The sequence below is a fragment of the Halomonas sp. 113 genome (assembly GCF_904067645.1).
Lineage (GTDB): Bacteria > Pseudomonadota > Gammaproteobacteria > Pseudomonadales > Halomonadaceae > Vreelandella > Vreelandella titanicae.
On the sequence record NZ_LR881453.1, the window covers coordinates 1,456,214 to 1,470,239 of the forward strand.

Below are 14,026 nucleotides of genomic sequence, written 5' to 3' on the forward strand. Positions count from 1 at the left end.
CAAAAAATATGTACCAAGTAGTGCATAGGGTTCCCTACATTTTTAACCGACCGTAGAGTTAGCAAAGCGTTTACCAAGGTTGGCGAAGTCTTCACTTGACATTAGTATGTCAAAAATATCTTCAGGAGCCCCCTTGCCTTCGGCGCGATGGGTCATAAAGTTGAAGTCCATCTCGATCAGGTGCTCAAGGCGTGGGGCATAGAAGTCGGGATATTGTGCCTGCATGATAGGGGGCAGCTCGTTGTAATTACCCAGCACTTCTTTGAAGAATTCTGTCATCTTGCCGGTTTGTTCATACTCCAATTTACCTCGAGCTATAACCGCTAATCTCCTTGCTGTTTCCTGGTCATACTCTTCTTTCCAGGCGGCTTTTCGCTCATTAGCCGTAAACGTGCCGCTATCATCATAAATAATCAGTGCAAGCTGATCTTGCGACAGGCCGCTAAAGGGGTTGCTGCCCCTTCCGCTGACAAAGGAGGTGGCTTGTTTTGCTCTATCTAATAGCTCGGGATCATCGGTGTTAGGTACTTCAGCGTCATATTTTGCACGGTGAAGATGAAAGTCCCGAGTTATTGGCTGGAGCAGTGCATCGGCTTTTTGCCCTAACGCTTTACGATCCAGGCTGGCATCACGCTCTTCGGCACGCAGGGCACTATCGCTTAACTGCTGAGCCAAAGTGGAAAGTTGGCTTGATGGCTTCGATGAACCAGAGGACGATGTCGTGCTTTCGCCTTTTTCGGTTCCTGTTGTTAATACGCCCTGAGTGCGGCTACCCGATGTAGATTGAGAGGTTACCGGAGTGGATGGCCCGATACCGATTGTCATTGCAATACCTCCTTGTGGCTTTGCTTAATCGCTATCAATATGTGGCCGATGATAGTGACGAAAGCGCTGGTTATTGCTCTATATCTACATTATTAATCGGCTAAGCAAACAAAAGCATTAAGTAAATATTGTATTTTTTTGTTAGCATTCTTATTAATACACAGAAATAGCGTAGCCACAGGTGATTTCATCATTAGTCGAAGGGGGCTTGAGGTGCACAGTTTCCTCGACCATCATCAAGGCCCAATAACGACAATAGCGTAGGGCTGAACCCGCTGAGATGACGACAACCCCTGCTACTTTGATTGTGGTCGACGATGACCCAGAGATTTGTGAACTGCTCGCGGACTACCTGGGGCGCCATGGCTATCGGGTATTCACAGCGGACGGTGCCCAAGCGCTGCATTCGTTGCGTGCAGAACACGCCCCCGACTTGCTGATTGTCGATTTAATGCTCCCCGGTGACGACGGCTTTACCATCTGCCGTGACGTCCGAAAGCACAGCGATGTGCCGATAATCATGCTTACCGCCAGTGCCGATGAGACCGACCGCATTCTTGGTCTGGAGCTGGGTGCTGATGACTACTTGGGCAAGCCGTTTAATCCCCGCGAATTGCTGGCGCGCGTCAAAGCGGTATTGCGACGCACCCGCAGTGCTCCACCAGAGTTGCCTGCGGGGCAGGCGCGCTGGGTCAGTTTTGGTAATTGGCAACTCGACCGCATGACCCGCGAGTTGATTGACCTGCAGGGCGAGCGCGCCGCGCTTTCAGGGGCTGATTTTCAGCTATTGCAGGTGTTTTTAGAGCATCCGGCGAAGGTGCTCACTCGGGATGATCTATACGCGCTTACCCGTGGGCGGGACGCGCCGCCGCTTGATCGCTCCATTGATGTCCACGTTTGCCGCCTGCGCCAACGGCTGGGTGAAGATGCCCAGCACTCGCAGTTGATTCGAACGGTGCGCGGGGCAGGCTATGTGTTAACCGCCCAAGTAGATGCATTAACGTGAGACGCGTGGAGTGGGCAACCATTCGTCGACGCTTATCCCGACGAGCTGCCCGCTGGCTGCCGGCGTCGCTGCGCGGGCGCTTCGTGATCATCATGATCGCCGGAGTGCTTGTCGCCCAAGGGGCCAGCTACGCCATCTGGACTTCCCAGGTGCGCTCCAGCCACTTGGCACAGCTTGATGAGCTGTCCACCAATATGGCGTTTAGCATCGCCTCCACCATGAAGTTTTTCCGCTCACTGCCCGTTGATTACCGCCATATTGTGCTCGATCAGCTGCGTAATATGGGTGGCACGCGCTTTTTTGTTAGCGTCAACGAACGCAGGCTGGCCATCGACGATATCGGCTCCGGGCCGGAAAAACAGGTGGTGGTGAACAATGTGCGCTCGGTGCTCACCCAGCAGCTCAATATCGACGACGTGATTGTCGAGTTCTCCCGCCCGGAAAACCTGCGTGTGCTCAATAACGAAGTACTGCTTTACGACCTACCGCCCCGCTGGGGGCAGCACAGCCTGCTGATGGAGCCACTCTCGCCGCCGATTTTAGTGGTCCAACTGGAGCTTGCCCCAGGCACCTGGCTCTATGTTGCCACGCTGCTGGGCGTACCCGATATTTTCAGCGGTTATCGCTGGCTTTCTGAAGAGCGTTTGCTGGTCGGGTTACTGGTGCTGCTGAGTGTGCTGGCGCTTTCTCTATTGGGTATTACCAGCGTGACCCGGCCACTGGCGCGGCTTTCACGGGCAGCGAATCAGTTGGGCGATGATTTGGATATGCCGCCACTACGGGAGAGTGGCCCCAAAGAAGTGGCCGCCACCGCCGCGGCGTTCAATCGTATGCAGCGGCGTATTCGTGAGCAGATTGAGGAGCGCGAACGGCTGTTTTCAGCGATTTCCCATGATTTAAAGACCCCCTTAACCCGCATGCGCCTGCGCGCTGAGATGCTCGATGACGACTATCAGCGCGAGCGTTTTTGCGCCTCATTGGATGAGCTGGATAGCTTGGTTAAAGGTGCCTTGGCCTCGGTAAAAGGCTTAGACCTGCATGAGGAACCCGCGCCCGTTGATCTAACGCACCTGCTCGAAGAGCTGGCCGAAGAGCTTAGCCTTCAGGGTGGTAAGGTCACTATCGAGATTAAAAGTGGTTCTCTTATCGCGCCGCTGATTGTCAAACCGGTAGCGCTTAAACGCTGCCTGGCAAACCTGCTTGAGAACGCGGTGTTCTATGGCAAGCAGGCCGATGTGCAGCTAATAGATCACGGTAACGCGGTCACCATGCGTATTCGTGACCACGGCCCAGGTATACCTGAAGAGCAATTGGGGCGGGTGTTTTCGCCCTTTGTGCGCCTGGAGCCCTCACGCAGTCGACACACGGGTGGTAGCGGCCTCGGGCTGGGCATTGCCCGGCATATTGCCCGTGCCCATGGCGGCGATATCACGCTCGCCAACCATGCTGATGGTGGGCTGGTGGTGACTCTCTCGCTACCCCGCCAGGAAACTATTACAGGTTTGTAATAAAACCCCAACACTATGCAGTACTCGGTAACTCCCGTTGACGCTTGCCTTGGCGTAACCTCTTGGATGTCGAACGTCCGAGAGGACAATAACAATATAAGGAGTTACTCCATGTCGACGCTTAAGAAGACGACCCTCGCGCTTGCTCTGGCAGGTGCCACGCTAGCCACCACCGCTCAAGCGAATGAAGTTGAAGTGCTGCACTGGTGGACTTCCGGTGGTGAAGCTCGCGCTGCCAACGTGCTTAAAGAGTTAATGGAAGCTGAAGGCTACGGTTGGCAGGACTTTGCAGTGGCAGGCGGCGGCGGTGAAACCGCCATGACGGTGCTTAAATCTCGTGCCATGTCGGGCAACCCACCCTCTGCAGCTCAAATCAAAGGCCCCGAAATTCAGGAGTGGGGTGAGCTTGGCTTGCTCGGTGACCTGAACGGCGTTGCCGATGCGGAAGGTTGGGATGAACTGCTGCCGGAAGTCGTGGCCGATATCATGCGTCACGACGGCAAATACGTGGCGGTACCCGTCAACGTGCACCGGGTAAACTGGCTGTGGGCCAACCCCGAAGTGCTCGAAGCGGCAGGGGTAGAGATGCCCACCACGCTGGATGAACTATTCGAGGCAGGTGAGGCTATCCGAGAAGCGGGCTTCGTACCGCTGGCTCATGGCGGCCAATCCTGGCAGGACGCTACGGTCTTCGAAAGCGTACTGTTAGGTGGTCAGGGTAGCGAGTTTTATCAGCAGGCATTGGTAGAACTAGACCCTGAAGCCCTGGGCGGCGAACAAATGATCGATGCCCTTGAGGACTTCAAGCGTACCCGCGAGCTGATGGATGAAGGCATGCCCGGGCGTGACTGGAATGTTGCCACGGCAATGGTGATTGAAGGAGTGGCTGGGTTTCAGCTGATGGGCGATTGGGCCAAAGGGGAGTTCACTGCGGCCGGACTGACCGCCGGGGAAGATTACCTCTGTGCCGCAGCGCCGGGCACCGAAGATGCGTTCACCTTCAATATCGATAGTCTGGCCATGTTCCGGGTCAGCGACGACGAGGAGCGCGAAGCGCAGCAAGCGTTAGCCCGCCTGGTGCTTGAGCCTACTTTCCAGGAAGCGTTTAACCTTGCCAAAGGCTCGATTCCTGCGCGGCCTGATCTGGACATGAGCGAATTCGATAGCTGTGCCCAGCAGTCGTTGGCTGATTTCCAGCGCACCGCTGAAGAGGGTGGCCTAGTGCCCAGTATGGCTCACGGTATGGCCGTACGTGCGGATATACAGGGTGCCATTTTTGATGTGGTTACCAACTACTTCAACGACGCCGATATGCCTGCTGAAGAAGCGGCAGAACGTATGGTGAGCGCTGCCGAAGCGGCCTCTTTCTAGGCTTTTCTAGCGTTAGCGTTCTTCAGGCGCCGCTGCAACGGCGGCGCCTTCGTTGCTTGGCAAGGATACTTCTCCATGAGAGATTCCCTCCCCATGAAAAATACCTCTGCGACGCCTTTAGGGGCTGGCGCTAAGCGGTCGACGCCATCCGGCGGTTTGCAGGCGTGGCTGCCTCGCCTGGTGCTGGCACCGTCGGTGGCAATTTCGCTGTTCTTTGTTTACGGCTTCATGCTGTGGACGTTCGTACTCTCGCTAACCAGCTCGCGCATGCTGCCCAGCTATGACTTTGTCGGCTTTGGTCAGTACGCACGCCTGATGGCCAATGAGCGCTGGTGGGTCGCCTCGACCAACCTGATGATTTTTGGCGTGCTGTTCGTGGTGATTTGCCTGGCGATTGGCTCGCTGCTGGCGATACTGCTTGATCAGAAAATTCGCCAAGAGGGCGCGCTGCGTACGATCTATCTTTACCCCATGGCGCTGTCATTTATTGTTACCGGGGTAGTGTGGAAGTGGCTACTCAACCCGCAGCTGGGCATTCAAGCGATGGTTCAAGGCTGGGGCTTTGAGTCGTTTCGCTTTGACTGGATTGTCGATCCTGATATGGCGATTTATACCCTGGTGATTGCCGCCGTATGGCAGGCGTCAGGCTTTGTGATGGCGCTGTTTTTAGCTGGCTTACGGGGTATCGATGACAGCATTATCAAAGCGGCGCAACTAGATGGCGCTAGCCTGCCGCGCATTTATTGGCGCGTAGTGATGCCCTGCCTGCGCCCAGTCGTGTTTAGCGCGGTGATGATTTTGGCCCATATTGCCATTAAGAGCTTTGACCTGGTCGTTGCGCTCACCGGCGGTGGGCCTGGCTATGCCACCGATTTACCCGCCACCTTTATGTACGCCCACGCCTTTACCCGGGCGCAGATAGGTTTGGGCTCTGCCAGCGCCATGCTGATGTTGGGCGGCGTGTTGGCGATTTTGATTCCTTATCTCTACTCCGAATTAAGGAGCCGCAAGCATGGCTAATGTGATTCGTCGTCAGACGCCCGCTGCGCGGCTGGGCCGTGGCCTGCTCTATGGCGTGCTGATACTCGCCGCGCTGTTCTATATTCTACCGCTGGTGGTCATGCTGATGACCTCGGTGAAGCCGCTGAGCGAAATCAGTGCCGGGTCGCTGCTCTCGTTTCCGCAAAATCCCACTTTCGCGCCGTGGACAAAAGCCTGGGGTGAAGCCTGTACCGGCATGCGCTGCGATGGCGTTGGCGGCTACTTCTGGAACTCCTTTGCGATTGTGATTCCAGCGGTGCTGATCTCAACCACTATCGGAGCCCTTAACGGCTATGCGCTGACCAAATGGCGCTTCAAAGGCTCTGAATTAGTCTTCGCGCTAATGCTGTTTGGCTGTTTTATTCCTTTCCAGGTGGTGCTGTTGCCCATGGCGCAAACCCTCGGCTGGCTGGGGATCTCCAGCTCCCGCGCCGGGTTGATTCTGGTTCACGTGGTCTTTGGCATCGCTTTCACCACGCTGTTTTTCCGCAACTTCTACGTGGGTATCCCCAACGAGCTGGTATCGGCGGCGAAGTTGGATGGCGCGGGCTTTTTCCGCATCTTCTGGCGCATTCTACTACCGGTTTCGGCTCCGATTATTGTCGTCTCAGTGATTTGGCAGTTCACCCAAATCTGGAACGACTTCCTGTTTGGCGTGGCGTTTTCAGCCCACAACACCCAGCCCGTTACCGTGGCGCTAAACAACCTAGTAAATACCTCCACCGGCGTTCGCGAGTACAACGTGGATATGGCGGCGGCGATGATTGCCGCGCTGCCCACCCTGGTGGTGTACGTGCTGGCGGGAAAATACTTCGTGCGCGGGCTGACAGCCGGTTCCGTGAAAGGCTAATAACAATCAGATTGATGACAACTTTCTAAAGATTACCTTGGCAAGGTCAGAATCAACCCGTAGCGGGGGTCTTTCGCCATGGATGGCGAAAGTAGCGTCCAGGGAGGGATTTACAGCGCCCCCGCGAAGGGTTGTTCTGACCGGGCTAACAGCTTTGTCAGCAGTCTTATAATAGGATTTTCATTATGGCAGCGTTAGAAATCCACAACGTGCGTAAAGAGTTTGGCAGCGAGCGGGTGCTCAAAGACGTTAGTATCTCCATCGATTCCGGCGAGTTTTTGATTCTGGTTGGGCCGTCAGGCTGCGGTAAGTCCACGCTGATGAACGCCATTGCCGGGCTTGAGCCAGTGACGTCCGGCAATATTTATATCGATGGTGAAGACGTAACCTGGCGCACCCCCGCGGATCGGGATATCGCCATGGTATTTCAGTCCTACGCGCTTTACCCCAGCATGACTGTACGCCAGAACATCAGCTTCGGGCTGGAGATGCGCAAGGTGCCCAAAGCCGAGCGGGAAGCCGCGGTGGAGCGGGTAGCCGATCTACTGCAAATTACCCACCTGCTGGAACGCAAGCCTGCACAGCTCTCCGGCGGGCAGCGTCAGCGTGTAGCCATGGGACGTGCGTTGGCTCGGGAGCCAAAGGTGTACCTGTTTGACGAACCGCTCTCTAATCTGGATGCCAAACTGCGCGTGGATATGCGCACCGAGATCAAAAAGCTCCACCAGCGCCTGGGCACCACCATTGTTTACGTCACCCACGACCAGGTCGAAGCCATGACCCTGGCCGACTGCATTGCGGTGATGCGCGACGGCCATATTCTGCAGCTCGGCTCGCCGGATGAGGTCTACAACAACCCGGTGGATATGTTTGTGGCTGGCTTTATGGGCTCGCCGTCGATGAACTTCATTCGCGCCACACTGGAGGACGATAACGGTGGGTATCAACTGAGGATTGCCACGCCAGGTGAGGATGAGCTGGTGCTACCCTGGCCGGAGGAGCGCATCGCACCAGATATGGCCGAGCGGTTGAATCAGCCGGTGATTCTTGGCCTGCGTCCGGAGCACTTCAGCGAAGAGGATGAGCGGTTAACGTCCCAAGCCGAAGGAACGCTGCTGAGCGCCAGTGTGGCGGTGGTAGAACCTACCGGGGCGGATATCTTGCTGCGTTTACCCCTGGGCGAACAGGAAGTTACCGCCCGTGTTGGGCCTAAATGCGCAGTGGTTGCAGGGGAGCGCTTATCGCTACGTGTTGATATGGGCAGAGCGATTCTATTTGATGCCGAGACCGAGCAGCGTATTGCGTAAGCGGTTTGACTTGAACCTGTTGTGAAATAGTAGGCCCCCTGCTGGTTTCAGCAGGGGGCCTCTTTTGTAGTTACCTAAAGGTTTCAACTGCAGGTATTACTTACGAATAAGCCGTAGCTCGCCATTGAGCGCCTTGATGATCGAGTAGCACATCAGCAGCATCACAATCGAGAACGGAATAGCGGTGGCGGTAACACCGGCCTGAAGGGCGGTCAGACCACCACCGATAAGCAGCACAATCGCGATGAGGCCCTCGACGACTGCCCAGAACATACGCTGTGGCCGCGGAGCATCGATTTTACCACCGGCGGTGATGGTATCGATGACCAGGGAGCCGGAATCCGAGGAGGTGACAAAGAAGATCAGCGCCAGGACGATACCCAGGGTCGACATCAGGCCCGTCAACGGTAGTTCGTTCAGCATGCCGAACAGCGAAAGCTCGGGTCTGTAGTTGTCGATTACATACTCTTTAACCAGGCTGCCCACCGGGTCAGCATAGAGCTGTTCAAGGGCGGTTGAGCCAAAGACGCCCATCCAGATAAAGATAAACAGACTGGGAACCAGCAACACGCAGAGTATAAACTCACGCACCGTGCGGCCCCGGGATACCCGAGCGATAAACATCCCCACAAAAGGTGCCCAGCTAATCCACCAAGCCCAGTAGAAAATCGTCCAGGACTGGCGGTAGGCATCATCCTCACGACCAAAGGGCGCGGACAGAGGAATAAAGTCCGTGACATAGGTGGTAAGTCCCGACCAGAAACCCGCCATGGCCAGCAGAGTAGGGCCAGCGAAAAGCACAAAAAAGAAGAACAGAACGGCCAGGATCATGTTGATCTCTGAGAGCTTCTTCAAGCCGCCCTCAAGACCGCGCCAAACCGACACCAGCGCCACCGCCGTCACCAGAATGATGACGATGACCTGGGTCAAGGTGCTTACTTCCAGGCCGAAGACAAAGTTCATCCCCGCATTAGCCTGCTGTGCCCCAAGCCCAAGGGACGTTGCCAGCCCGAAGAGGGTGGAAAACACCGCCAGGATATCGATCACATGGCCCCACCAGCCCCAGACGCGCTCACCGAGAATGGGAAAAAACGCCGAGCGAATCGAGAACGGCAAGCCTTTGTTATAGGTAAACAGACCCAGCGCCAGCGCCATGACTATATACACCGCCCAGCCATGGATACCCCAATGGAGATAGGTACCCGCCAGGCCCATGGCGCTGGCGTTATCAACAGCGGCTGGATTCAGCGCCCCATCGGCGCCGAAGGGGGATGCGATGCCCAGAGGCAGCGAGACATTGGCGTGATAAACCGGTTCTAGTACGCCGAAGAACAGCAGGCCGATGCCGATTCCCGCGGTGAACAGCATGGCGAACCAGGAGAGATAGCTGTGATCCGGTCGCGCATCGGCCCCGCCCAGCCTGACTGAGCCATAAGGCAGAACCACCAGCGCTAAGCAGAACAGAATAAAGAAGTCGACCAGAATCATGAAATACCAGTCCAACGTTCCCGTCGAGAAGGCAACAATGGACTGAAAAGTGCTCCCCGCTCGCTCTGGAAACAGCAGGGTGAGGACGATGAAGATAGCGGAAGCAAGCGCGGATACCACAAAAACGCGGTTGTGGATGTCGAAACCGATGGGGCCAAGCTGCCCCTTGATATTGTCCTGGCCGACGACATAGTCGGTCTGCATGTCGCTCGTTACCGAAGGCGACTCAGGATCATTGGGATGGTTCATACACTACGTCTCCTCAGTGGAAGATGCCATGTCAAACCCCCATCATGAGGATAAACAGCGTTGAATCCCATTTTGTGGCCGAAAAGGAGGGGTGCCGCCGTTTAACCCTTTAGCGATTCTGCGGCACCTTTTCTTTATCGAGCCGTTTGATTTGCCGCCACAGGTCTTGGCGTAGATCGGCGATTTTGGGCTGCTCATCGGCAGTGAAGGGCACCGGACGACAGAGCCGCTGGGCGCGTAACCCAAGGCGCGCGCTAAGCAGCCCGGTGGCGAGGCCTTGACCCGCACGGGCGGAAAGGCGGCTGGCTAAATCCAGCGAGAGCATATCCATACTGGCGTCGGTGGCCAGTTCGCTGGCACCGGCAAAAGCCATGTTGTGCAGCACGTTACGAAACAGCCGCAGGCGGCTGGCGTAGCCCAGCTCAAGCCCATAAAGGCGGCAGAGTCGATCCACCATCGCCAGGCTGCGCCAAGCCACCAGCGCCATATCCACCAGCGTTAGGGGGCTGATGGCGACCATGATGGCGGTTTCGCCGGACATACGCGTAATCAGGCGCTGGGCCTCGCGATCACGCGGCGCTAGCAGGTGGTAACGCAACAGCGTCTGGATCTCCTCACCACTATGGTGGGGTTGGCTGGCGCGCTGAAAGGCTAGCCAGTGCGGGTCATCGTCGGCGAGCTTAAGTTGGCGCCTCAACTGCTCGGCCATCGCCCGGGCCTGCTTGGGCGAGCGTAGCGGCAGCTCGGCCAGATCGCCGCGCAGTTTGTCGTGGCGCTTGAGACGGCGCAAACGGCCCACCTCTTTGAGCAGGGAGAAGCCGCCCAAGCCAATCAGGCTGACCCCGAACAGCTGCCAGGCCATGGCTAGCCACTGCGACTGAGCCATCGCATCAGGAATGCCGGTGACCAGTTCTGCCGTGCCTAGCCCGGCACCACCCACCAGGGCAAATAGCAGCCCCCAGCGGCGTTTACGCGGCGCACCTAAACTGGCGGCAGGCAGCGCTTTATCTTCTGGCAAGGGCGCCAATGGATGATGCTCGCTGGCGCCAGCAAAGGCTTCGCGCTGACGTAGGACTGTATCTGCATCAGCGGCCTTTTCAGGCTGGTCATCCAGCGTGAAGTGGCGGCGTGGCTGTGGGGTGGTCATGTCAGTTTATCTCCAATCAGCCAGTCGATGGCGGCGTCCATGCGGATATGATCCAACGCTTCTGAGCTGGTTGGCATCGGGCGAAAGGCGGGGAAGTCGAAGCCCTGCTGCTGCCAGAAATCGGCAGCGGGCAGCCGGGCGGGCACATCGCCGGGGTAAACCAGCACCTCTTCGCCCTCTAGTGTGGTGCCTCGCAGTGCAGGTGAACGCTTACCCTCATGGGTTACCTCACGGGCTTCAGTGGCACGAATGGCCGCCAGCGAGAGCGCTTTAACCGGCACGTTGGCAAAGCGAAGGTCTTTGAGAGGCTCTGCCAGCAGGGCCTCCAACAGCTGTACCAAGTGGCCGTGTTGATCGGGAGTGACGTGATCGGCTTTGGTGGCGGCAATCGCCAGGCGGTCAATTTTAGGTGCGAACAGGCGCGTAAGTAGGCTGCGTTGGCCATAATCGAAGCTGTGCATTAACTGGCGTAGCGCGCTGGAAAGGTCTTCAAAGCGTTCTGGCCCGGCATTGAGCGCGCCCAGCACGTCCACCAGTACAATCTGGCGGTCAAAGCGGCGGAAGTGATCGCGATAAAAGGGCTTGACCACTTGCTGCTGGTAGTAGCGAAAGCGCGCCGCCAGGGTAGCGTAAAGGCTATTGGCAGGCAGTGCCTCCAGCGTTTCTCTAGAGGTGTTGAGTTGAGAGGCGTCGAGCTGCGGTAGCGGAAAAAACTGCAGCACCGGCGCACCTTCCAGTTCGCCGGGCAGTAAAAAACGCCCTGGCTGCAGGTCGGAAAAACCGGCCTTTTTGGCGCGACGAAGGCCTTGAGCGTACTCCTCGGCAAGAGCAGCAAGCTGGGCTTCATCCGCTTCGCCAGCGGGGTCGAGCTGTTCTACTGCGGCAAGCCATTCGCTAAACAGGCTGCGGCGCTGTTCGCCCTCGTGTAACGCCTGTGCTTGGCTCCAGCTATAAAAGTCGTGCTGTAACAGCGGCAAATCAAGCAGCCACTCGCCAGGGTAGTCGAATAGATCCAGGGTAAGGTGGGCGATTTCAGGGGTTAGCCAGCCGCTGCGGGCAGGGCGGTAGCGCAGCTGTAAGCGTAACTCGCTGATGCCGCGGGTGGGCTCCGGCCAGCGCGGCGGCGTATCGCGTAGTGCAGCCATGCCGGGGTCGTAGGGAAACCGTGGCACGCCTAAGTCGGGCTGGTTAAGCCGCTGGGCACCCAGCAAGCGGCCTTCCCGGGCAGCGGGTAGCAAATCGAGCTGCGCCTCAACGCCCGCATGACGCAGTTGATTGACCAACGACGTCAAAAACGCGGTTTTCCCCGCTTGGGAAAGGCCGGTGACCGCCAAGCGCAGCTGGCGATCTCGCCCACGCTCTAATAAATTGCTCAGTTCGCGACTTAACGGCTGGCGCATCCTTTCGATCCCTTTGTAGGAGCCTGTCTGACTTAACACTGATCTACTGCGAATCCCGGTATTTTGGCCAACTTTATTCTATCGATTTCGTTAAATAGCACGCTATTCGCCTCAATCGATCGATAAATTTGGCTCAAAATCCGCGCTTCTCGCGACGATCGGCCAAGTCAGGCAGGCTCTCTTAGCCTTTACTGGCTAAACATTAATACCAGTTGCGAAAGCATCGGTAGGGTGGCGATCAAAAAGCCAACCCCCGCCAGTGTGTAGCCTGGCCAGCGCCGGGTCATCTTCTGCGCCAAGGTTAGGCCCACTAAGCACACCACCATACCGATTAAATTAAACGCCAGCGTGGCGGCTTCTAGCCATTGTTGCGGATCCATTGGATCTCCCTAGCTCTAATGCCATTGAGCACATGATAGCAAAGCATTGATGAACCGAAGATTAACTGCGGCTGAGGGTGGTGCCTAACAGGTGCTGGGCGCCAGGCACTAGCCAGACTGGGTCTAGGCGTGTATTGGCGGCTTCAACGCAGATAAAATGTCGTGCTACGTCGACGGGCGTGTCGCTGGGAAGGTCGTTGTTGGGGTGCCACACTACCGTGGAGTCGCTGGACTGCTTGCCGATGCGCAGGCTGCGCTCACCATCGTTGAGCAGCACAGCTTCATTGGTGTGATAAATGCGGTCAACGGCGCCTTGAACGGCCAACGTGCCTTGCTGTTCGCTCTCCGCAAAGTCGCGCAGTTTGTCAAGATAGCGCGCGCCGGAAAGGCCTTCCAGACGACACTGGTGGGTATCGGCAACGGCTAAATAGGTATGCAGCGCACCGCTGGTTTTAATCGGCGTTTCGCCGATGTTTTCGCTAATCAGCTCAACGTTCAAGCGCTGGGCGTTGGCTTGTACCACCAGGCGCGCGGTAAGCAGTGTATGTAGGGGCTGTGCTGGAGAGAGGTGGAGCTCAATTCCCTCGGCGTGCTCATCAACAGCGTCTAGACGCCACTCAGCATGGCGTGCAAGGCCATGGAAAGGGCCGTTGTGGTTGGGGCTCTCATCGGAATAGCGCTCGTCGGCAAACCACGGCCAGCAGAGCGGAATACCACCCCGGATAGCGCCTGGCAGCGCCTGGGGCGTAGGCGTCAGCCATAACCAGCCGGTATCACCAGCAGGGCAGAAGTGCAGCACTTGAGCGCCCTGGAGACTAACCACCAACTCGCCCCAAGGCATATTGAAAAGCACCACGTCGCGGCCTTCCCACTGTGTCGTTTGCTGTCCTTGAGTGCTTTTAATCAGTTGATTGAGCGAGTCGGGGATCATGAATTTTCCTTTAAGAGTTGCCAAGCATCGATACCGAATAGGCGCCGAACACTAACGCTGTGTGCTATGGTAGAACAAGCGTGACTCTAAGGTAAAACGCGTAACTGCAACCCGTAATCGAGATAGTAAGGAGACTATATGGGCTTTATTGCATGGTTAATCATTGGTGGCCTGGCTGGTTGGATTGCTGGCAACATCATGCGCGGCGGCGGTTTTGGCATCCTGGGTAACATCGGTGTCGGTATCGTTGGTGCGGTTATAGGTGGTTTTTTGTTTAGCCTTCTGGGCCTCTCGTCCGGTGGCTTTATCGGTTCGCTAGTCACCGCGATCGTGGGTGCCGTGGTGCTTCTTTGGGTAATCAGTAAGGTTAAAAAAGCGTAGCGATTGAGTTGCTACCTGTATGTCACCGCCCGGCCTTTTGCCGGGCGGTGTCGTTTTATGCATACCGAGGCCTAAGGCTATCGGTGTTCGCACCACTTTCCGTTACACTAGGCAGCTTTACTTCCAGCTATTTGCTGGTGTT

General features: G+C 56.8%; 13 protein-coding genes. 7 read left to right on the forward strand and 6 right to left on the reverse strand.

Annotated features, from left to right (window positions below; all coding sequences use genetic code 11):
- Positions 1-42: 42 nt before the first annotated feature.
- Complete coding sequence (locus tag YERSI8AC_RS07010; protein WP_159176424.1) at positions 43-825, reverse strand: hypothetical protein; 783 nt, start codon at positions 823-825, stop codon at positions 43-45.
- A 280-nt stretch (positions 826-1,105) separates the two neighbouring features.
- On the opposite strand from YERSI8AC_RS07010, the gene YERSI8AC_RS07015 reads away from it, so the two are divergent.
- The 6 genes from YERSI8AC_RS07015 (at position 1,106) to YERSI8AC_RS07040 (ending at position 7,908) form a co-directional block, all read left to right on the forward strand.
- Positions 1,106-1,831, forward strand: a complete 726-nt coding sequence (locus YERSI8AC_RS07015; RefSeq protein WP_009287305.1) for a response regulator — start codon at positions 1,106-1,108, stop codon at positions 1,829-1,831.
- A complete protein-coding gene (locus YERSI8AC_RS07020) occupies positions 1,828-3,339 on the forward strand; it encodes an ATP-binding protein (RefSeq protein WP_022520452.1) in 1,512 nt (503 codons plus the stop codon). The genes YERSI8AC_RS07015 and YERSI8AC_RS07020 overlap by 4 nt, the downstream gene beginning before the upstream one ends.
- Before the next feature lie 111 nt (positions 3,340-3,450).
- Complete coding sequence (locus tag YERSI8AC_RS07025) at positions 3,451-4,710, forward strand: ABC transporter substrate-binding protein (protein ID WP_022520451.1); 1,260 nt, start codon at positions 3,451-3,453, stop codon at positions 4,708-4,710.
- Positions 4,711-4,803: 93 nt separating this feature from the next.
- The gene (locus YERSI8AC_RS07030) at positions 4,804-5,730 is read left to right on the forward strand and encodes a carbohydrate ABC transporter permease (protein ID WP_041157867.1); all 927 of its coding nucleotides are present in this window, start codon (positions 4,804-4,806) and stop codon (positions 5,728-5,730) included.
- On the forward strand, positions 5,723-6,601 hold the full coding sequence (locus tag YERSI8AC_RS07035; RefSeq protein WP_009287309.1) for a carbohydrate ABC transporter permease: 879 nt from the start codon (positions 5,723-5,725) through the stop codon (positions 6,599-6,601). Before YERSI8AC_RS07030 ends, YERSI8AC_RS07035 begins: the two co-directional genes overlap by 8 nt.
- A gap of 185 nt (positions 6,602-6,786) precedes the next feature.
- Complete coding sequence (locus YERSI8AC_RS07040; protein WP_022520449.1) at positions 6,787-7,908, forward strand: ABC transporter ATP-binding protein; 1,122 nt, start codon at positions 6,787-6,789, stop codon at positions 7,906-7,908.
- 96 nt (positions 7,909-8,004) lie between these two features.
- Here YERSI8AC_RS07040 and YERSI8AC_RS07045 read toward each other — a convergent pair whose 3' ends face one another.
- From YERSI8AC_RS07045 to YERSI8AC_RS07065, 5 genes are all read right to left on the reverse strand, one after another.
- Positions 8,005-9,645, reverse strand: a complete 1,641-nt coding sequence (locus tag YERSI8AC_RS07045) for a BCCT family transporter (RefSeq protein WP_022520448.1) — start codon at positions 9,643-9,645, stop codon at positions 8,005-8,007.
- A gap of 109 nt (positions 9,646-9,754) precedes the next feature.
- Entirely contained in the window at positions 9,755-10,792 is a 1,038-nt protein-coding gene (locus YERSI8AC_RS07050) for a YcjF family protein (RefSeq protein ID WP_022520447.1), read from the reverse strand.
- Positions 10,789-12,192, reverse strand: a complete 1,404-nt coding sequence (locus tag YERSI8AC_RS07055) for a YcjX family protein (RefSeq protein ID WP_039859315.1) — start codon at positions 12,190-12,192, stop codon at positions 10,789-10,791. Before YERSI8AC_RS07055 ends, YERSI8AC_RS07050 begins: the two co-directional genes overlap by 4 nt.
- A gap of 188 nt (positions 12,193-12,380) precedes the next feature.
- Positions 12,381-12,572 carry a hypothetical protein gene (locus YERSI8AC_RS07060; RefSeq protein WP_022520445.1) on the reverse strand — a complete coding sequence of 64 codons (192 nt, stop codon included), beginning with the start codon at positions 12,570-12,572 and terminating at the stop codon, positions 12,381-12,383.
- A gap of 61 nt (positions 12,573-12,633) precedes the next feature.
- Positions 12,634-13,503 carry a D-hexose-6-phosphate mutarotase gene (locus YERSI8AC_RS07065; protein ID WP_022520444.1) on the reverse strand — a complete coding sequence of 290 codons (870 nt, stop codon included), beginning with the start codon at positions 13,501-13,503 and terminating at the stop codon, positions 12,634-12,636.
- Positions 13,504-13,641: 138 nt separating this feature from the next.
- On the opposite strand from YERSI8AC_RS07065, the gene YERSI8AC_RS07070 reads away from it, so the two are divergent.
- Positions 13,642-13,884: a GlsB/YeaQ/YmgE family stress response membrane protein gene (locus tag YERSI8AC_RS07070; protein WP_008958536.1), complete on the forward strand. Its 243-nt coding sequence runs from the start codon at positions 13,642-13,644 to the stop codon at positions 13,882-13,884.
- Positions 13,885-14,026 lie beyond the last annotated feature (142 nt).

Bases quoted from the DNA above. Each gene is read 5' to 3' on its own strand.
- YERSI8AC_RS07010 (WP_159176424.1), bottom strand. From the start codon at position 825: ATGACAATCGGTATCGGGCCATCCACTCCGGTAACCTCTCAATCTACA.
- YERSI8AC_RS07015 (WP_009287305.1), top strand. From the start codon at position 1,106: ATGACGACAACCCCTGCTACTTTGATTGTGGTCGACGATGACCCAGAG.
- YERSI8AC_RS07025 (WP_022520451.1), top strand. From the start codon at position 3,451: ATGTCGACGCTTAAGAAGACGACCCTCGCGCTTGCTCTGGCAGGTGCC.
- YERSI8AC_RS07030 (WP_041157867.1), top strand. From the start codon at position 4,804: ATGAAAAATACCTCTGCGACGCCTTTAGGGGCTGGCGCTAAGCGGTCG.
- YERSI8AC_RS07035 (WP_009287309.1), top strand. From the start codon at position 5,723: ATGGCTAATGTGATTCGTCGTCAGACGCCCGCTGCGCGGCTGGGCCGT.
- YERSI8AC_RS07040 (WP_022520449.1), top strand. From the start codon at position 6,787: ATGGCAGCGTTAGAAATCCACAACGTGCGTAAAGAGTTTGGCAGCGAG.
- YERSI8AC_RS07045 (WP_022520448.1), bottom strand. From the start codon at position 9,645: ATGAACCATCCCAATGATCCTGAGTCGCCTTCGGTAACGAGCGACATG.
- YERSI8AC_RS07050 (WP_022520447.1), bottom strand. From the start codon at position 10,792: ATGACCACCCCACAGCCACGCCGCCACTTCACGCTGGATGACCAGCCT.
- YERSI8AC_RS07055 (WP_039859315.1), bottom strand. From the start codon at position 12,192: ATGCGCCAGCCGTTAAGTCGCGAACTGAGCAATTTATTAGAGCGTGGG.
- YERSI8AC_RS07060 (WP_022520445.1), bottom strand. From the start codon at position 12,572: ATGGATCCGCAACAATGGCTAGAAGCCGCCACGCTGGCGTTTAATTTA.
- YERSI8AC_RS07065 (WP_022520444.1), bottom strand. From the start codon at position 13,503: ATGATCCCCGACTCGCTCAATCAACTGATTAAAAGCACTCAAGGACAG.
- YERSI8AC_RS07070 (WP_008958536.1), top strand. From the start codon at position 13,642: ATGGGCTTTATTGCATGGTTAATCATTGGTGGCCTGGCTGGTTGGATT.